Here is a 19,131-nt window from a genome sequence, read left to right as displayed (position 1 = left end):
GCGCCAACATGGAAGTCGATGCCCGACGCTGAAACCCCGCATGCCTTCCTCGCCGGAGGGGGCGAAACCGGAGCGTTGATCGCGCGCTTCGACTGGAGCGCCACTTCGCTCGGGGCCATATCCGGCTGGCCGTCCTGCCTGAAGACGGCCGTCTCGCTGCTTTTGCGCTGCAACGTCCCCATCGTCATGCTGTGGAACGCGGACGGGGTGATGCTCTACAACGATGCCTATGCGGCGTTCGCCGGCCATCGGCATCCGCGCCTGCTCGGCTCCAGGGTGCTGGAGGGCTGGCCGGAAGTGGCCGCCTTCAACGGGCATGTGCTGGATGCGGTGCTGCGGGGCGAGACGCTGTCCTACAAGGACCAGCATCTGATCCTCAACCGGCACGGCGTGCCGGAAGACGTCTGGATGAACCTCGACTACAGCCCGGTGCTGGATGAGGCCGGCCGGCCCGCCGGCGTGTTCGCCATCGTTGTGGAGACCACCGAGCGCCACCACGCCGAACAGCGCCTGCGCATTGCGCAGGAAGCGGGCGGGGTCGGCATATTCGAATGGTTTCCCGACACGGGCCGCATGGACGTCTCGCCCGAATACCGGCGCATCTGGCGCCTGCCCGCCGACGTGGACGTGACCGACAGCCTGCTGCTCGGCCTGCTGCATCCGCAGGACCGGCCGAATACAGCCAAGGCCCGGCTCGACCAGCCAAACCCGCTGGAATATGCCGAATACCGGCGCATCGACCCGGCCACCGGCGAAACCCGCTGGATCGCCCGCCGCGGCGAGGCGATCTCCAGCCCGGAGCTGGGCGCCCGCCGCTTCGTCGGCATCGCCATGGACATCACCGACCGCCGCCGCGTGGAGGACGACCTGCGCGAGAGCGAGGCGCGCTGGCGCAGCCTGTTCGAGCAGATGCAGGAAGGCTTCGTGGTCGGCGAGGCTGTGCGCGACTTCGAAGGGGCCTTGCAGGATCTCCTGTTCATCGAGGTCAATCCCGCCTTCGAGAAGCAGACCGGCATCCCGGCCGCGCACGCCCGCGGCCGCACCGCCCGCGCGGTGATCCGCGATCTGCCGGAGGCGCTGATCGCCCGCTATGCGGAGGCCCTCGCCTCGCCCGAGCCGACGCAGTTCGAGATCCATATCCCGAGCCTCAACCGCTGGTTCGAGAGCCGGGCGCGGGCCATCGGCACCGATCGCATCGCCGTGCTGTTCCTCGACATCACGCCCCGCAAGACCGCCGAGCAGGCGCTGCAACTGAGCGAGAACCGCTTCCGCCTGCTGGCGCAATCCATGCCGGACCATGTGTGGACCGCCACACCCGACGGCACGCTCGACTGGTTCAACGACCGCACCTACGCCTATTGCGGCCGCCCCTACGGCACGCTGGACCGCACCGCCTGGACTGTGATCGTGCATCCCGACGACTACGGGCCGGCCATGCTCGGCTGGGTGAAATCCCGGCAGGACAGCGCGCCTTATGAAGCCGAACTCCGGCTGAAGCGCTATGACGGCGTCTATCGCTGGCACATCAGCCGCGCCGTGCCGGTGCTCGATGCCATGGGCAACGTGTCGCGCTGGGTGGGCAGCAACACCGACATCGAGGACCAGAAGCAGGCGGAAGCGGCCCTCGCCGACCTCGCCGCCTCGCTGGAGGCGCGCATCGAGGCACGTACCGCCGAACTGGCCCATGCGGAGGATGCCCTGCGCCAGAGCCAGAAAATGGAAGCGCTGGGCAACCTCACCGGCGGCGTGGCGCACGATTTCAACAATCTGCTGCAGGTGATCAGCGGCAATCTGCAACTGCTCGCCCGCGACATGGCCGGCGATCCGCGCGCCGAGCAGCGCATCCTTTCCGCCATGACCGGCGTGTCGCGCGGGGCGCGGCTCGCGTCCCAGCTCCTCGCCTTCGGCCGCCGCCAGCCGCTCGTGCCCAAGGTGGTCAATCTCGGCCGCTTCATCACCAATATGGACGACCTGCTGCACCGCGCGCTGGGCGAGGCGGTGGAAGTGGAAACGCTGGTGGCCGACGGCCTGTGGAACACGCTCATCGACCCCGGCAATGTGGAGAATGCGCTGCTCAACCTCGCCATCAACGCCCGCGATGCCATGGACGCGCGCGGGCGGCTGACCATGGCGCTCAGCAACGCCCATCTCGACGCCGCCTATGCTGCCCGCCACGCGGACGTGTTGCCCGGCCAATATGTGCTGCTCGCCGTCACCGACACCGGATGCGGCATGGATGCGGCGACGCTGGAGAAGGTGTTCGAACCCTTCTTCACCACCAAGCCGGAGGGCAAGGGCACCGGCCTCGGCCTCTCCATGGTCTATGGCTTCGTCAAGCAATCCGGCGGGCACATCAAGATCCACAGCCAGCCCGGACAGGGCACCACCGTGCGTCTCTATCTGCCGCGTTCCACGCAGGCCGAGGACGTGCTGGTGGACGTGGAGGCGAGCCCCATCTCCGGCGGCAGCGAGACCATTCTCGTGGCCGAGGATGACGACGCCGTGCGCGAGACGGTGGTGGGACTGCTGGCGGACCTCGGATACCGGGTGCTCAAGGCGCGCGATGCGGAAAGCGCGCTCACCATCATCGAGAGCGGCATGCCCATCGACCTGCTGTTCACCGACGTGGTGATGCCGGGGCCGCTGAAGAGCACGGAACTGGCCCGCAAGGCCCGCGAGCGCCTGCCGGACCTGCAGATCCTGTTCACCTCCGGCTATGCGGAGAATTCCATCGTCCATTCCGGGCGGCTGGATGATGGTGTGGAGCTGCTCAGCAAGCCCTACACCCGCGAGGCGCTGGCCCGGCGCCTGCGGCAAGTGCTGGACCGCGCCCCGGCCTCAGGCCCTCGCCTCTCCCCCGCCGCACCGCTCCCGGCGGAACAAGCTCCGGCACCGCACGCCCCCGCGCCGGTGCCGGTGTCATCAGTTGCAGTGCCGGCGGTCGCCACCGGCCATACCATCCTTCTGGTGGAGGATGACTGGCTGGTGCGCAGCAGCACGCTCGACCTGCTGGAAGAGCTCGGCCACGAGGTGCTGGAGGCGGCGGACGGCGCCACCGCCCTCGACATCATGGCCAAGCATCGCATTGATCTTCTGCTCACCGACGTGGGCCTGCCGGACATGTCCGGCGTCGCGCTGGCGCGGGCGGCACGGGCGAACAATGCCTCCCTGCCGATCCTGTTCGCCACCGGCCGCAACGAGGCGCAGGGCACGGATCTCGGCGCCGAGGTGCAGACCATAGGCAAGCCCTACACCACCGATGCCCTCGCCCGGATGGTGGACGACATGCTGGCGGGTGGCGAGAGCCGGGTCTGAGTTTTGCAAAAGGTGCAGGGCGCATTTGCACCGGACGCCGATGCAGCAAAGCATCGTCATGCCCGGACTTGATCCGGGGATGACGAATGAAGAAGGTCTGCGCCTCCAAGGTCCGGTTGATCAGAAGTGTGAGCGTCCGATCAGTCCGCCAGCGCCTCCGGACTGAACAGGGCGCGCAGGTCCGGGGCCGGGCCTTGCGGACGGTCGAGCCGCAGGCGCTGCTCCACATGCTGGAAATGGTGCCGCGACAGATGGATCGCCTGCGCCACGTCGCGGGCGCGCAGTGCCTCCACGATCGCGCCGTGCTCGTCCACCGCGCAGGCGGAATCCGCCGCCGGCTCATAGACCGACACCATCACCGATGAGCGGCTGAGCAGATCGCGCAGGAAGCGGGACAGCTCCTCATTCTCCAGCGCATCGACCAGATGCATGTGGAAGGCGCCCGACAGCCGCACCGATGCCGCACGGTCGCCACGGGCGGCAGCGGCCTTTTCCTCCAGCAGATGGGCGTCGAGGCGGGCGAGGATATCGTCGGTGAGGATGTGGGCAAGCTGCACCAGCACGCCCGCCTCCAGCACGCGGTGCGCCTCATAGACGGCACGGATCTCCTGCGGACTGGGCGAGGGCACACGGGAGCCGCGATTGGGCACGATCTCGATGCGGCGCTCGGCGCCGAGGCGGTGCAACACCTTGCGGATGCGCTCGCGCGAGACGCCGAAGGCTTCCGCCAGCGTCTGCTCCACCAGCTTGGTGCCCGCCTTCAGCCGTCCGTCCATGATGGCGCGGGTGATGGCCTGATAGACCGCCTCGTCCGCCGCCGGATCCGCCTTGGCGCCGCGCTGCCGCTTCTCGCTCACACCCACTCCTCGCTCACACCCGCTTTTGCATCGCTTCAAAAATGTGCACATTCATTCCAATTAATGTGCACATTATTCACCTGATACGCCCGCTCCCTCATCGTCAGATACAGCACGAAGCCTTTCGCCGCCAACGTTTTCCGAAAATGTGCACAATTGGCCCATGCCTTGCAAAGCCGTTCCCATAGACCTGTACCGTCATTGCCAGCGCCAGTCCGCGAGGAAGCCATGCCTGATCCCATCCTGTCCCGACGCACAATCCTGAAGCTCAGCGCCGGTGCGCTGGTGGGAAGCGTGGCCATGCCGGCCATCGTCCGCGCCGCGCCCAAGGAAATCGTCATCGGCGGCCCGGCGGGCGCCGCGAAGTATTTCAACGCCGACGTCTTCCCCCTCATCCAGAAGATGCTCGACGTCTCCATCCTCTATGAGGGCACCAACTCGCTCACCAACCTGCAGAAGATGCAGGCGGACAAGGCGAGCCCGAAGATGTCGGTGGTCATCATGGACGATCCGGTGATGCTGCCGGCCGCCGCCGAGGGGCTGATCACCCCCATGTCGGTCTCCGGCGTGCCGAACCTTGGCAAGCTGGTGCCGGACACCATCCATCGCGACGGCCTGTGGGCGAACTACCAGAAGCCGTGGGCCGGCATCGCCTATTCCACCAAGCGCATGCCCACCCCGCCGGCCGACTGGACCGCCCTGTGGGACCCGAAGTACGCGCAGAAGGTGATCGTGCCCTCGCTCCAGAACACCGAAGGCTTCTGGACCCTGCTCGCCGCCGCGCACCTCGAGACCGGCAAGCCCTACAAGGAAGCGCAGTACGACATCGACGCCGCCTTCAGGAAGCTGAAGAGCCTGAAGCCGAACCTGCTCAACGTCTACACCAACGCCCCGCAGGCCATTAACCTGCTGGAGCAGGGCGAGGCGTGGATGATCGGCGGCCAGTTCTCCGCCTACACCCTCATCCGCAAGGCGGACGGCTCCCCCGTGGACCTCTCCGTGCCCAAGGACGGCGGCTTCGCCATGCCCTCCGGCATCGCCAAGGTGAAGGGCGCGCCTGCCGGCGACGTGGCCGATGCGGTCATCAACGCCTTCCTCTCCCCCGAGGTGCAGAGCGTGCTCGCCACCAAGGCCTTCGTCGCCCCCACCAATGCCACCGTGGCCGCGCCCGCCGGCTTCCCCGGCGCCGCCTCGCTGTTCGCCCCCGACTGGGCCTTCGTCGCCAAGGAGCGCGCGGGCTGGGTTGACCGCTGGATCAAGGAGATGTCATGAGCGAACGCGATCACCTCGTCGTCCGCCAGGCCTCCAAGCGCTATGGCGCGACCACCGTCCTCGACCGGGTGGACCTGTCCATCCGGCGGGGCGAACTGGTGACGCTGCTCGGCCCGTCCGGCTGCGGCAAGACCACCCTGCTCCGGCTCATCGCCGGCCTCGCGCTGCCCGACACGGGCAGCGTTTCCATCGCCGGGCGCGACGTCACCCGCGTGCCGCCCCACAAGCGCAACGTGGGCGTAGTGTTCCAGAATTACGCGCTGTTTCCCCACCTCTCGGTGGCCGGCAACGTCGCCTTCGGCCTCAATGTGCGCCGCCGCCCCAAGGCGGAGGTGCGCGCCGCCGTGGAGAAGGCGCTTGCCCTCGTCCATCTCGGCCATCTGGCGGAGCGGCCCATCTCGGCGCTCTCGGGCGGTCAGCAGCAGCGCGTGGCGCTCGCCCGCGCGCTCGCCGTGGAGCCGGACGTGCTGCTGTTCGACGAGGCACTTTCGGCGCTCGACCGCAAGCTGCGCGAGGAGATGCAGGGCGAGATGCGCCGCATGCTGCGCGACATCGACGCCACCGCCATCTTCGTCACCCACGATCAGGACGAAGCGCTCACCATGTCCGACCGCGTCGCGGTGATGAATGGCGGGCGCATCGAGCAGCTGGCTGAGCCACGCCTCATCTATGAGCGCCCGGCGAGCCTGTTCACGCTGAATTTCGTCGGCCTCTCCACCCGCATCCCCGGCACCGTGGTGTCGGAAGACAACGGCACCGTTGAGGTGGACACGCCCGTGGGCCGGCTGGTCGCCACCGGCGGCTTCATCCCCGGCTCGCGCGTCATCGTCGCGACCCGGCCGGAGCATCTGCGCCCCGCCACGGGCGATGAGGGCAATGCGGTGAACGGCCGGGTGCGCTCCATCGTTTTCCAGGGCTCGCGCAGCCTCGTGGAAGTGGGGGCCGGCGGCGAGACCCTGCTCGCCGAGCTGCCCGGACAGGAAGCCGCCCATCTGGCACCGGACGCGGAGATCCGCCTCGGCTGGCCCGTGCGCGAGACCTTCGCCTTCCCGGCTCCCGAACTGTCCACCCCGGAGCTGGCGGCATGACGGACGCCGCCCTCCCCCTCGCCAAGGCTCCGGCCCGGCCCAGTCGCGAGCGGCTGGTGGCGGTGGCGCTCGCCGCCCCCGCCGTGCTCATCCTGATCTTCCTGTTCGCGCTGCCGCTGGCGAAGCTGCTGGCCGCCAGCCTCACCGGCGCGGAAGGGCTCACCTTCGTCGAATACGGCAAGCTGCTCGGCACCTCCTTCTATCTCGGCGTGATCTGGAACTCGGTGCGCCTCGCCCTCTACACCACCGGCATCGCGCTTCTCATCGGCTATCCCGCCGCCTTCGCTTTGGCCCGTGCGCGCGGCCCGGTGCGCAGCTTCCTTCTGGCCTGCCTGTTCCTGCCGCTGGCGGCCAGCGTCATCGTGAAAGCCTTCGCCTGGACCATCCTGCTGCGCAGCGACGGCCTCGTGAACACGCTGCTGATGGCGGTCGGCATTACCGCCGAGCCCATCCGCATGATCTTCACCGAGACGGCGCTGATCGTGGGCTCAGTCAACATATTCCTGCCCTTCATGATCCTGCCCGTCTACACCGTGGTGGCCCAGCTCGATCCGCGCCTGTCGGATGCAGCCGCGACGCTCGGCGCCTCGCCGGTGGAAGCCTTCGTGCGCGTGGTGGTGCCGCTCACCATTCCCGGCGTGGTGGCGGGCGTGGCCCTCGTCTTCTCGCTGGCGGTCTCGGCCTATGTGGTGCCGACCCTGCTCATCGGTGAGCGCTATCCCACCCTCTCCACCACCATCGCCAAGGCCTATCTGCTGGCGCGCCAGCCTGCCTTCGGCGCAGCGGCCGGCGTGGTGCTCCTGGTGATCGCGGTCGCCACGGTGGCCGTCAGCGCCCGCCTCGCCAAGCTGGGAGGGGCGAAATGATCAATCGTCTCGCCACTCTCTTCGCCTGGGCCATGGCCATCGGCGCCGCCCTGTTCCTGCTGGCGCCGCTCATCGTCATCGCGGCGGCCTCCTTCTCGCCGACGCCGGTGTTCGACCTGCCGGTGGATGGCGCATCCCTGCGCTGGTACACCCGCATCGGCCAGATGGATGGCTTCTGGCCCGCCCTCTCACTCTCGCTCCAGCTCGCCGCTTTCTCCACGCTTCTGGCGCTGGTGCTGGGCACGCTGGCGGCCATCGCCATCGCGCAGGGGCGCCTGCCGGGGGCGGAGGCCATCGGCACCTTTCTTGTGTCGCCGCTCATGATGCCCGGCCTCGTGCTCGGCATCGCGCTCCTGCAATATTTCCGCATGGTCGGCTTCAACGCCGCCTGGAGCGCGCTGCTGCTGGCGCATCTGGTGGTGACGCTGCCCTATGTGGCCCGCACCATGATCGCCGGCCTGTCGCGCTTCGACTTCACGCTGGTGGAAGCGGCGCGCACGCTGGGCTGCACCTATCCCGGCGCCATCCTCAAGGTGATGGTGCCCGCGCTCGCCCCCTCCTTCCTCACAGCGGGGCTGTTCTCCTTCCTCGCCTCGTTCGACAACTATCCGGTCTCGATCTTCCTGACCGACGTTAGGACCAAGACACTGCCCATCAAGATGCTGCAATATATCGAAGAAGCCCCCGATCCCACCCTCGCCGCGCTCTCCACCTGCATCCTCGCGGCGACTGTTGTTCTGCTGATCGCCAGCGACCGCCTCGTCGGCCTGCACCGCATGGCGGGGACCGGCCAATGACCCCCATTCCCTTCAAGCCCACCCCGCCCACGCGTGAGCGCGACCTCAAGGGCTATGCCGGGTCGCCGCCCGATCCGCAGTGGCCGGGCAAGGCGCGGGTCGCCGTGTCCTTCGTGGTGAATTTCGAGGAGGGCGCCGAGTTCACCGTCTCCGAGGGCGATCCGGTCAACGAAGGCATCTATGAGGTGGACCACCGCCTCGAAGGGCCGGACCCCTGCATCGAGAGCCATTTCGAATATGGCACCCGCGCCGCGTGGTGGCGCGTCATGGATTTGCTGGACGCCCACGGCGCCAAGGTAACGGTCAGCTCCTGCGGCCGTGCCGTGGAGCGCTCGCCGGAGTTAGCCCGCGATGCGGTGGCGCGCGGCCATGAAGTGTCCGCCCATGGCTGGCGCTGGGAGAGCCACGCGGGGCTGGACGAGGCCACCGAGCGCGCGCGCATCGCCCGCACGGTGGAGGCCATCACCCGCGCCACCGGCCAGCGCCCCGTGGGCTGGCACACCCGCTCGGCTTCGACCGCCAACACCCGGCGCCTGCTCGTGGAGGACGGCGGCTTTCTCTATGACAGCGACGCCTATAATGACGACCTGCCCTATTATGTGGAGGTCGCCGGGCGCCCGCATCTGGTGCTGCCCTATGCGTTCGACACCAACGACATGCACTTCCAGCACACCCAGCGTTTCCGGGGCGCGGACTTCGCCGATTATGTGATCGACGCGTTCGACTGGCTGGCGCGGGAGGGCGAGCGCGCCCCCAAGATGCTGTCCATCGGCCTGCACCTGCGCATGATCGGCCGCCCCGGCCGCATCGGCGCGCTGGACCGCATCCTCGCGCACATCTGCGGCTCGGGCCATGCCTGGGTGGCGCCGCGCGCGGATATCGCCCGCCACTGGCGAACGACGTTTCCCCGCACCTGAACAAAAAAGGCGGAGCCAAGCTCCGCCTTTTTCAATGATCAGACGCTCAGTCCGCCATCACCGTCTTCGCCAGCTCCAGCAGCGCCTCGTCCCGGCCACGCGGGGCCATGACGGACAGGCCCACGGGGCAGCCGTCCAGCGTGCCCAGCGGCAGCGAGATCTGCGGCAGGCCCGCATGGCCGGCCGGGCACAGCAGCTCCAGTGCGCGGGCGCGGAAGGCGTCCAGCTCCGGCTCGGGCGTCGCCAGCCGGGGCGCGATGCCGGGGCCGGTGGGCAGAACCAGCAGGCCGTCGTCACCCAGAATATCGTCCATGCGCTTGCGGATGTCCTCGCGCAGGGCGAGCGCCGCGTTCACTTCGTTCTGATCGAGTTTGGCGGCGGCGGCGAAACGCTCGCGCACGCCGGGGCCGAATTCGGGCTGCACCTTGGCGATCCACTCGCCATGCGCCGCCCAGGCCTCCGCCGACTGGATGAGCCGGAAGGCGTTGCGCCACGGGCCGAGGCCATCCGCCGCCAGCGTCACCTTGACGGCAGGCGCATAGAAGGAGGACAGGCGGTCGAGCCCCTCGTGCAGCGCCTCGCCCACCTCCCGGCCGGCGGCCGAGAACAGATCCTCGGCATAGATCAGGCGGCGGGGCAGCTGGCCGCGCGGCGGCGGCCCCAGCAGCACCTCGCCGATCTGCGCGAACAGCTCCGCATCACGGGCGAACCAGCCCAGCGTGTCATAGCTCGGCGCCAGCGGCACCGCACCGGTGATCGGGATGCGGCCATGGGTGGTGCGGATGCCGATGATGCCGCAATAGCTGGCCGGCAGGCGCACCGAGCCGCCGGTGTCGGAGCCGATGGCGAAATCCACGTCGCGCCCCGCCACCACGGCGGCCGAGCCGGAGGAGGAGCCGCCGGGAATGCGGCCCGGCGCGGCCGGGTTCACCGGCGTGCCGTAATGATGGTTCTCGCCGTTGAGGCTCCAGGCCATCTCGTCGGTATGGGTCTTGCCCTTGAGATAGGCACCGGCATCCAGCAGCAGGTCCACGCAGGGGGTGCTGACGGTGGGCGTCTCGTGGCTGGCCAGCCAGTGCGGGCTGCCCGCGCCGGTGGGCACGCCCGCGAGATCGAAAAAGTCCTTCAGCGCGAAGGTGCGGTCCGCCAGCGGGCCCTCGGCGGTGCGCTGGAGCTCCACGTCCCCATGGGCGACATAAGCGTTGAGCGGATCATGGCGGGTCATGGGGAACTCCCGGCTCCGAGGCACGAGTGGCAAGATAGATAGCTTCGAATGCCGCAATCCTGCCGTGCTGACAACCTCGCGTACGTGTCCATTCCCCGCCGAGCACGCGCTGGGGTAGCATCCTGCCCCGACCATCCGGGGAAATGCCATGCGCAACCTGCTTCAGATCGCCGCCTTGCTGCTTCTCGCCGCGCAGCTTCTCGCCGCTCCTGCACTGGCGCAGTCCCCCCAGCCACTCAATCTGGATGAGCTGGACCCGAAAGAGGTGAAGGACTTTCTCGGCCCCTGGATCATCAAGGACGTGAAGGGCAAGCGTCAGTGCCGTGTGGTGCTGAAGCGCGAGGCCATGATCGGCGGCATGCAGATCACCGTGGACCCCAAGTGCAAGGCGGTGTTCCCCGTCATGGACGACATCGCCGCCTGGCGACTGATGGAGGGTTGGGAAATCCAGCTGGTGGATGCGGTGCGCAAGACGCGCATCCGCTTCTTCACCCCGGACAACCGTTATGTGGCCGACCCGGAGACCGACGGCATCTTCACCATCGAGCAGGGCAAGCGCTGAAGGATCTCAGCGCAGCTTCAGGGTGGCGAGGCCGAGCAGGGCCAGCATCACGGCGACGATCCAGAAGCGGATCACCACCTGGCTCTCGGTCCAGCCGAGCTGCTCGAAATGGTGGTGGATGGGCGCCATCCTGAAGACGCGCTTGCCGGTGAGCCGGAACGACAGCACCTGCACGATCACCGAGACCGCCTCCAGCACGAACAGGCCGCCGATCACCGCCAGCACGATCTCGTGCTTGGTGGCCACCGCGATGGTGCCGAGCAGGCCGCCCAGCGCCAGCGAGCCGGTGTCGCCCATGAAGATCTGCGCCGGGGGGGCGTTGAACCACAGGAAGCCGAGGCCTGCGCCGATAATGGCGCCGCAGATCACCGCCAGTTCGCCCACACCAGCCACATAGTGGATCTGCAGATAGTCCGCGAACACCACGTTGCCGGACAGGTACGAGATCACGCCGAAGGAGCCGGCGGCGATCATCACGGGCACGATGGCGAGGCCGTCGAGGCCGTCGGTGAGGTTCACCGCATTGCCCGCCGCCACGATGACGAAGGCGCCGAACACCACGAAGAACCAGGACAGGTCCAGCAGCAGGCCCTTGAAGAAGGGGAAGGACACCGAGGTGGAGAGACCGGCGCGGCCCACCGAGATGATGGCCACGACCGCGATGCCGGCGATCAGCGCCTCGATCATAAGGCGCGCCTTGCCGGAGAAGCCCGCATGGCTCTGGCGCGTCACCTTCAGATAGTCGTCATAGAAGCCGATCAGCCCGAAGCCGGTGGTGACGAAGATCACCACCCACACATAGGGGTTGGACAGGTTCGCCCACAGCAGCGTCGCGACGATGAGGCCGGAGAAGATCATCAGCCCGCCCATGGTGGGCGTGCCCTTCTTGGTCAGAAGGTGCGACTGCGGCCCGTCGGCGCGGATCGGCTGGCCCTTGCCCTGCTTCAGTCGCAGCGTCGAGATGATGGCCGGCCCGAACAGGAACACGAACAGCACGGCGGTGACGACGGCGCCCCCGGTGCGGAAGGTGATGTAGCGGAAGACGTTGAAGGCCGGGAACGTATCGTGCAGCTGCGAGAGCCACTGGAGCATCGGTTTATCCTTCGAGCAGCGCGTCGCCGGAGACCCGGAAGCGCTCGGCAAGTGCCTTCACCAGCGGCCCCATGCGGCTGCCGTTCGAACCCTTCACCATCAGCGTGTCGCCGGCCCGGATGGCAGCGGCGATCATCGATTCGAGATGGGCGGCGTGGACCGCATAGCCGCCCCGGCGCGAGGAAGGCAATGCCTCCCACAGCGCATGCATGAGCGGACCTGAGCAGAACACGCTGTCGATCTTCGCCTCATCCAGCGCCTCGGCGAGGCCGCGATGCAGGGCAGCCCCCTCGGGGCCCAGCTCCAGCATGTCGCCCAGAACCGCGATGCGGCGGCCACGCGGCCCCACGGGGGCGCGGCTCAGCACGTCGATGGCGGCGCGCATGGAGGCGGGATTGGCGTTGTAGCTTTCGTCCAGCAGCGTGGCGGTGCCGCCCGCCAGCGCCAGCTCCAGCGGCACACCCCGGCCCGGCGGCGGGCGCATCTGGGCCAGCGACACGGCGGCCAGCGCCAGATCCGCGCCGATCAGGCGCACGGCGGCCAGAACCGCGAGGGCGTTCTGCACGATGTGGCGACCGGGCATGCCGATCTTGAAGGTCACGGGCGTGCCCATGACATCCACCACGGCGATGGAGCAGCGCGGATGCAGCGCCACGTCGGTGAGGCGCACGTCGCTCAAGGCATCGGCGCCGAAGGAGACGATGCGCTCCACGCCCTTGGCCTTCGCGCTCGCCACAAGGCGGTCGAACAAGGGATTGTCGCGGTTCAGCACCGCCGCGCCGCCCGGCTCCAGCCCGTCGAAGATCTCGGCCTTGGCGTCGGCGATCTCCTCGATTGAGGAGAAAGCCTCCATATGGGCCGCTTCCACCGTGGTGATGATCGCCACCTGCGGGCGCACGAGGCGCACCAGCGGGGTGATCTCGCCGGGATGGTTCATGCCGATCTCGAACACGCCGAAGCGGGCATCGCGGGGCATGCGGGCGAGCGAAAGCGGCACGCCCCAGTGATTGTTGTAGGAGGCCGCCGAGGCATGGGTCGGCCCTTCGGCGGACAGCGCCACGCGCAGGGCTTCCTTGGTGGTGGTCTTGCCCACCGAGCCCGTCACCGCGACGATGCCGGCCTTGGACCGCGCGCGGGCGGCCTTGCCGAGATCGGTCATGGCGGCGAGCACGTCGGGCACCACCACCATGGGGCCCTCGGGCAGGCTGTCGGCACGGTCGGCCGCCACCAAGGCGAAGGCGGCGTCGGAGGCGAAGGCGCGCTCCACATAAGCGTGACCGTCGCTGTTCTCGCCGGTGATGGCGAAGAAGGCGTCACCGGGCGCCAGCGTGCGGGTGTCGATGGAAATGCCGGAGGCGTCGGCCGGCGTGCCGCGCGCAACGCCGCCCGTCGCGGCGAGGACCTCAGCCGGCGTGAACAGTGCGCGTGTCGTCATGCGGCTCCCCCAAGGCGGCGAGAACGGCCGCAGTGTCCGAGAACGGATATGTCCGGTCGCCTATGATTTGGCCCGTTTCGTGGCCTTTGCCGGCAACAACGAGAACATCCCCAGCGCCCATCATGGCGACGGCGGTATTTATTGCTTCATCGCGGGCGCCGATTTCCCGCGCGCCGGGGGCAGCGGCCAGGATTTCGGCGCGAATGGCGGCCGGGTCTTCGCTGCGGGGATTGTCGTCGGTGACGATCACCACATCCGCCTTGCGCGCGGCGATATCGCCCATCAGCGGGCGCTTGCCCCGGTCGCGGTCGCCGCCGCAGCCAAACACCACCATGAGCCGGCCAGGGGTGGCGGCGCGCAGCGTGTCGAGCACCGTCTCCAGTGCTTCGGGCTTGTGGGCATAGTCCACGAACACCGGACGGGTGGGATCGGTGCCAACCTTCTCCAGCCGCCCCGGCACGCCCTTCAGATGCGCGAGCGCCGCCAGCGCATCGTCCAGCGGCACCCCGCCCGCCGCCACGAGGCTGGCGGCGAGGAGCGCATTGTCGGCCTGAAAGCGGCCCACCAGCGGGATCACGAGGTCGGGCCGGTCGGCGAAGCGGATGCGCTGGGAGGTACCTTCCGCCAGAACCTCCGTCACCTTCAGATCACCGGCGGCGCCGATGGCGAAAGTGGGCAGGCCGCGCGTGCGGGCATAAGCGAGCGTCGTCGCACCATAGGGCGCATCCAGCGCGGCGATGGCGGTGGCGTACGGCGGCATCAGCTCGGTGAAGAGGCGCAGCTTGGCGTGGTAATAGTCCGCCACCGTCGGGTGGTAATCGAGATGATCGCGGCCGAGATTGGTGAAGCCGCCGGCCGTCAGTTTCACCCCGTCGAGCCGCCGCTGGTCGAGGCCGTGCGATGAGGCCTCCAGCGCCATATGGGTGATGCCCGTGCCCGCGAGGTGATCCAGCATGGCGTGCAGGTCCACGGGATCGGGCGAGGTGAGGCCGCCATAGGTGGTCTCGCCCGGCGCGATGAGGCCGAGGGTGCCGAGATAGGCTGCCTTGAAGCCCAGATGGGTCCAGATCTGGCGCAGGAATTCGGCAACGGACGTCTTGCCCGCGGTGCCGGTGACGGCCACCACCTGCCCCGGCTGGCGGGCATGGGAGCGCGCCGCCATCAGCGCCAGTGAGCGCCGCACATCCAGCGAGAAGACGAGGGGCACGTCCACATCCGGCGGCGTGCCGGTGGGCTCCATGAGCACGGCGGCGGCGCCCTTGGCCACCGCATCCGGCACGAAGCGCGCGCCATCGACCTTCACGCCCGGCACGGCGACGAACAGCATGCCCGGCTTCACCTTGCGGCTGTCGCTGGTGATGCCGGTGAGGGCGCCCGCAGGCGCTTCGCCCCGCTCCAGACGGGCATGACCGGCGATCAGTGCGGCGAAATCGGCCATGACGTGTCCCGTGCTGCCCTTCCTGTGGACCGGACATCCCCTCCGCCACCGGACGGACGGGATGCGGTCAGCGGCGTTCCGCCACCTTCTGCTGCATGTCGCGCAGGATCTGTTCCGCCATCGGCGCATTCTGGCGCGGCGCCACGTTCAGCATGGGCGCGATGCGCTCCACGATCTTGCCGGCGGTGGGTGCCGCGTTCCAGCCGGAGGTGGCGTAGCCATAGGTTTCCGAGGTCGCCTGCGGCTCGTCCAGCATCACCAGAACCAGGAATTCCGGCTTATCCATGGGGAAGACCGCGGTGAACGAGGTGAGCAGCTTGTTCTTGGAATAGCGGCCGTTGACCACCTTCTCGGCGGTGCCGGTCTTGGCGCCCACCGAATAGCCGGGGATGTCCGCCTTCTTGCCGGAGCCCTTCTCCACGTTGAGGCGCAGCAGGTAGCGCATCTTGTCGGAGGTTTCCGGCTTCAGCACGCGGGTCGCCACCTGCATGGCTTCCGCCTCGGAGCGCTTCATGAAGGTGGGCGGAATGAGATAGCCGCCGTTCACCATGGAATTCACCGCCATCACCGCCTGCAGCGGAGCCACCGCGATGCCGTGGCCGAAGGCGATGGTGGCCGAATTCACCTCGCCCCAGCGGCGCGGCACGATGGGTTCGGCGCTTTCCGGCAGCTCGGTGCGCAGCCGGTCCATCTGGCCCATCTTCTTCAGGAACGCCTTGTGCGCCTCCACGCCCAGCGACAGCACCATCTTGGCGGTGCCCACGTTGGACGAGACGAGGAAGATCTCCGGCACGGTCAGCACGCGGTTCTCGGCGTGGAAGTCATGGATGGCGAAGCGGCCGAAGGAGAGGGCGCCGCGCGCATCGAAGGTGCTGGAGAGGTTGATCTTGCCCGAGTCCAGCGCCATGGCGAAGGACAGCGACTTGAAGGTGGAGCCCATCTCGAACACGCCGGTGGTGAGGCGGTTCAGATGCGCATTGTCGCGCGGATCGTTGGACATGTTGGGATCGAAATCCGGCAACGAGACCATGGAGACGATCTCGCCGGTCCGCACGTTGACGACAAGACCCATGGCCGCGATGGCCTTGAACTTCTCGCGGGCCTTCAGCAGTTCGTCGCGCACCGCGTGCTGCACGCGGGAGTCCATGGCCAGTTGCACCGGCTCCTGCTGACGATCGGTGGCGAGGCCCGCCAGATGCAGGTCCGCAAGGCCGCGATTGTCGATGTACTTCTCAAGGCCGGCGATGCCCTGATTGTCCACGTTCACATTGCCGATGGCGTGGGAGAAGGTGGGGCCGTCGGGATAGATGCGGCGGTTCTCACGCACGAAGCCGATGCCCGGAAAGCCGAGGCGGTAGATGGCGCGCTGCTGGGCCGGCGTGATCTCGCGCTTCAGCCAGGCGAAGCCCTTGCCGGAATTGAGACGGGCGCGGACCTCGTTCACGTCGAGATCGGGCAGAACCTTCAGCAGGCCTTCCAGCGTCTCGTCGGGATCGATAAGGCGCTTGGGCTCGGCGAACAGCGAGGGCGAGCGCACGTCGATGGCGACGACGTCGCCGTTGCGGTCCACGATGTCGGGACGGGCGGAGGCCACCGCATCGGTGCCGCCGCCGCGCCCGCCGTTGGGATCGGAGGTCAGCGCAAGGATGGCGAGACGGCCGCCGATGGCCACGAACACCAGCGAGAAGGCGAGGATGATGAGCTTGAGCCGCGCGCGCGCCACTGTCTCCTGATCCACCCGATCAAGGCCCAGCAGGCCACGGAACAGGAAGATGGAGGCCCGGTAGGTGAAGACGACGAGGCCGACCGCCTTCATCACGAACCAGCGGCACAGCCGGTAGATGCGCATCACGATCCAGCGGCCGATGCCATAGAGCACCATGCCGATGCCGCGCACGATGCGGCACAGCAGGTTCAGCACGAACAGGCCGGCGGCGGCGCTCATGCGGCCGAGGAAGCGGCCAACCTTGGCGACCGGAGCGGGAACAGTGAACGAGGGGGTCATGGGTACTGGCCTCGTCAACGCTGGCCGCCGAGCAGGCCGGGCGGCAGGAGCGCGCCCAGTGCGGCGAAGGGATTGGCGGGGGCCGCCGGCTGCTGGGGCTGCGGCGCCAGCTGCTGCGGGGGCGGCAGATCGCGCGGGGCCACCGCCGCCACCGGCGGGGCGGTGCGCGACACGCTGGGCACGGCCCGGGGCGCGGGCGGCTTCACCGGCGTGCCGGCGGGACGCAGCGCGGATGCCGCAGGCGGGGCCGAAGAGCCCGACGTGGCACGCTCGGACGGCGTGGCGGGCTTGGCGGCACCGGCGCTGCCGCCGGTGGAGGAGGTGGTGAGGGGCGCATCCACCAGCGCCTCGATCATGCCGCCGATGCCGTCGCCGCCGGCGGCGGGCTTGGCGGGCAGGTCGTCGAGGCTGGACATGTGGTCGAGATCGAGCGGCTGCAAATCGAGATGGCGCTGCACCAACCCCTGCACATAGAGCGGGGCGGTCCGGCGCGCCCATTCGGCGCGCATCACGGCAATCTGGTCACGCTCGCTGCGGATTGCGGCACGCAGATGGGCAAGGCGTTCCGCCTCCGCCGTGGACGCGTACTTCACCTGATAAACCACTGCGGCCGTTGCGAGCAGCGCCAGAACCATCACCAGGTTGGCGATGCGGAACATGTATCAGCGTCTCCGCCCTCGGCGTTGCGACAGGTCGGCGGGCAGCAGGCCCGCCAGATCACCGTCCGGATGCGCCGGGGCGTCCGTGCGTTCGGCCGCGCGAAGCTTCGCGGACCTTGAGCGCGGATTGCCTGCCACTTCGTCGGAGCTGGCCTCCACCATTCCCTTGGCCACGAGCCGGAAGGAGGGGGCCGGCCCCTCCGCTTGCGGCATGTGACGCGAGGCGGATGGTGCCTTGCTTCGGTGTGACAGAAAATTCTTAACGATCCTGTCCTCAAGCGAGTGGAACGTCACGACCACGAGCCGCCCGCCGGGTTTCAGCACCCGCTCGGCGGCGGCCAGAGCCCCCACAAGCTCTTTCAATTCCTCATTCACCGCTATGCGCAACGCCTGGAAGGTGCGGGTCGCGGGATGCACTTCACCGGGCTTCGCCCACACCACTTTCGCGACGATGTCGGCCAGCTGGAGCGTGCGCGTGATGGGGTTCTCGGTCCGCGCGGTAACTATAGCGCGGGCGATCTGGCGGGAGAATCGCTCCTCGCCCAGCGTCCAGATGATGTGGGCGAGTTCCGTCTCCTCCAGGTCCGCCACGAGGTCGGCGGCGGAGGGGCCGGTATCGGCCATGCGCATGTCGAGCGGCCCGTCGCGGCGGAAGGAGAAGCCGCGCTCGGCCTGATCGAGCTGCATGGAGGAGACGCCGATGTCCAGCACCACGCCATCGAGCGGGGCAAGGCCCATCTGCTCGACCACGTTGCCGAGTTCGGAGAAACGATCCTGCACGAGGGTGAGGCGCCCGCCCGATGCGGCGACCAGCTCCGCGCCGCCGGTGATGGCGGTGGGGTCGCGATCGAAGGCGATGACGCGGCAGTCGGCGGCGTTGAGAATGGCGCCGGTATAACCTCCCGCGCCGAAGGTGCCGTCCACGTAAAGTGCGGCATCCTTCGGCGCGAGGTGCGCGAGAACTTCGGGGAGCATCACCGGAAAATGACGGGTCGGTCCGCCAGCGGCGTCGGTGGGTCCGACCCCGCGACCCGTCGTCATCCCTTGATACTCCCCTCGTTCTCCTGTCCGGATCCCAGCGAGCGCCTCAAAGCGCGCACCTTCTCGCGGGCCTCTGCGAGATGGGCGCGGAAGCGCTCCGGTTCCCAGATCCGGAACTTGTGCCCGAGGCCCACGAACGTCACCTGATCGGCGATTTCGGCGTGGGTCTTCAGGCTTTCGGTCAGGACCACCCGGCCTTCCGGGTCGATCCGCAACATCTCGGTCGTGCCGTAGAGCGCCGCCGCGAAGTCCTCCCGCGCTTCCGAATAGGGCGGATAGCGGGAAATCAGGGCCTCGATCTCGGCCATCAGGGCACTGCCGCCCGCATCCAGCGCCGGTTGCTCGGCGAGGCTGGGATGGCAATGCAGGAGGTCCGCCCCATCCTTGGTCAGGACGGTGCGATAAGGCGCGGGAATGGAAACCCGGCCCTTGGCGTCCAGGCGCATCGTGTAGGTGGACACGAAGCGGTCCATGACGCCCGTGGAACCCCCAGCGCTAAACGGAACACCCCAATCTGCGGAGACCGGCTGACGGGCCGCCACCTCACGCGGCCGGACCGGCT

The 19,131-nt window shown here is 68.4% G+C and carries 16 protein-coding genes; 7 read left to right on the top strand and 9 right to left on the bottom strand.

The window, feature by feature from the left end; translation table 11 throughout:
- The first annotated feature begins 18 nt into the window (after positions 1–18).
- Positions 19–3,315, top strand: a complete 3,297-nt coding sequence (locus IEW24_RS22945) for a hybrid sensor histidine kinase/response regulator (protein ID WP_188583061.1) — start codon at positions 19–21, stop codon at positions 3,313–3,315.
- Positions 3,316–3,455: 140 nt separating this feature from the next.
- Here IEW24_RS22945 and IEW24_RS22940 read toward each other — a convergent pair whose 3' ends face one another.
- Positions 3,456–4,172, bottom strand: a complete 717-nt coding sequence (locus IEW24_RS22940) for a GntR family transcriptional regulator (protein ID WP_188583058.1) — start codon at positions 4,170–4,172, stop codon at positions 3,456–3,458.
- Between the two features lie 228 nt (positions 4,173–4,400).
- Here IEW24_RS22940 and IEW24_RS22935 point away from each other — a divergent pair, with 228 nt between their 5' ends.
- Genes IEW24_RS22935 through IEW24_RS22915 form a run of 5 tightly spaced genes read left to right on the top strand, consistent with a single transcriptional unit; the run spans position 4,401 to position 9,112 of the window.
- Entirely contained in the window at positions 4,401–5,444 is a 1,044-nt protein-coding gene (locus tag IEW24_RS22935; protein WP_188583056.1) for an extracellular solute-binding protein, read from the top strand.
- Positions 5,441–6,532: an ABC transporter ATP-binding protein gene (locus IEW24_RS22930; RefSeq protein WP_188583054.1), complete on the top strand. Its 1,092-nt coding sequence runs from the start codon at positions 5,441–5,443 to the stop codon at positions 6,530–6,532. Before IEW24_RS22935 ends, IEW24_RS22930 begins: the two co-directional genes overlap by 4 nt.
- Positions 6,529–7,398 (top strand): ABC transporter permease, encoded by an 870-nt coding sequence (locus tag IEW24_RS22925; RefSeq protein ID WP_188583052.1) that lies wholly within the window; start codon positions 6,529–6,531, stop codon positions 7,396–7,398. The genes IEW24_RS22930 and IEW24_RS22925 overlap by 4 nt, the downstream gene beginning before the upstream one ends.
- On the top strand, positions 7,395–8,195 hold the full coding sequence (locus IEW24_RS22920) for an ABC transporter permease (protein ID WP_188583050.1): 801 nt from the start codon (positions 7,395–7,397) through the stop codon (positions 8,193–8,195). The genes IEW24_RS22925 and IEW24_RS22920 overlap by 4 nt, the downstream gene beginning before the upstream one ends.
- On the top strand, positions 8,192–9,112 hold the full coding sequence (locus IEW24_RS22915; RefSeq protein WP_188583048.1) for a polysaccharide deacetylase family protein: 921 nt from the start codon (positions 8,192–8,194) through the stop codon (positions 9,110–9,112). Before IEW24_RS22920 ends, IEW24_RS22915 begins: the two co-directional genes overlap by 4 nt.
- Positions 9,113–9,158: 46 nt before the next feature.
- On the opposite strand, the gene IEW24_RS22910 is transcribed toward IEW24_RS22915, so the two are convergent.
- Positions 9,159–10,337: an amidase gene (locus tag IEW24_RS22910; protein ID WP_188583046.1), complete on the bottom strand. Its 1,179-nt coding sequence runs from the start codon at positions 10,335–10,337 to the stop codon at positions 9,159–9,161.
- Between the two features lie 148 nt (positions 10,338–10,485).
- Between IEW24_RS22910 and IEW24_RS22905 the strand changes: the two genes are divergently transcribed.
- A complete protein-coding gene (locus IEW24_RS22905) occupies positions 10,486–10,899 on the top strand; it encodes an AprI/Inh family metalloprotease inhibitor (RefSeq protein ID WP_188583044.1) in 414 nt (137 codons plus the stop codon).
- A gap of 6 nt (positions 10,900–10,905) precedes the next feature.
- Here IEW24_RS22905 and mraY read toward each other — a convergent pair whose 3' ends face one another.
- From mraY to IEW24_RS22870, 7 genes are all read right to left on the bottom strand, one after another.
- Positions 10,906–11,991, bottom strand: coding sequence for a phospho-N-acetylmuramoyl-pentapeptide-transferase (gene mraY, locus IEW24_RS22900; protein WP_188583042.1), 1,086 nt, complete (start codon positions 11,989–11,991; stop codon positions 10,906–10,908).
- Between the two features lie 4 nt (positions 11,992–11,995).
- A complete protein-coding gene (locus IEW24_RS22895) occupies positions 11,996–13,426 on the bottom strand; it encodes a UDP-N-acetylmuramoylalanyl-D-glutamyl-2,6-diaminopimelate--D-alanyl-D-alanine ligase (RefSeq protein WP_188583040.1) in 1,431 nt (476 codons plus the stop codon).
- Positions 13,395–14,864, bottom strand: coding sequence for a UDP-N-acetylmuramoyl-L-alanyl-D-glutamate--2,6-diaminopimelate ligase (locus IEW24_RS22890; RefSeq protein WP_188583038.1), 1,470 nt, complete (start codon positions 14,862–14,864; stop codon positions 13,395–13,397). The genes IEW24_RS22895 and IEW24_RS22890 overlap by 32 nt, the downstream gene beginning before the upstream one ends.
- Positions 14,865–14,931: 67 nt before the next feature.
- A complete protein-coding gene (locus tag IEW24_RS22885; RefSeq protein ID WP_188583301.1) occupies positions 14,932–16,680 on the bottom strand; it encodes a peptidoglycan D,D-transpeptidase FtsI family protein in 1,749 nt (582 codons plus the stop codon).
- 203 nt (positions 16,681–16,883) lie between these two features.
- Entirely contained in the window at positions 16,884–17,528 is a 645-nt protein-coding gene (ftsL, locus tag IEW24_RS22880) for a cell division protein FtsL (RefSeq protein WP_188583036.1), read from the bottom strand.
- Between the two features lie 3 nt (positions 17,529–17,531).
- Complete coding sequence (rsmH, locus tag IEW24_RS22875; protein WP_188583034.1) at positions 17,532–18,569, bottom strand: 16S rRNA (cytosine(1402)-N(4))-methyltransferase RsmH; 1,038 nt, start codon at positions 18,567–18,569, stop codon at positions 17,532–17,534.
- Entirely contained in the window at positions 18,566–19,042 is a 477-nt protein-coding gene (locus IEW24_RS22870) for a division/cell wall cluster transcriptional repressor MraZ (RefSeq protein ID WP_188583032.1), read from the bottom strand. Before IEW24_RS22870 ends, rsmH begins: the two co-directional genes overlap by 4 nt.
- Between the last annotated feature and the right edge of the window lie 89 nt (positions 19,043–19,131).

It is taken from the genome of Azorhizobium oxalatiphilum (assembly GCF_014635325.1).
GTDB classification, from domain to species: domain Bacteria; phylum Pseudomonadota; class Alphaproteobacteria; order Rhizobiales; family Xanthobacteraceae; genus Azorhizobium; species Azorhizobium oxalatiphilum.
Note: the sequence above shows the minus strand (reverse complement) of the source record. Positions and strands in the feature narration are given on the sequence as shown.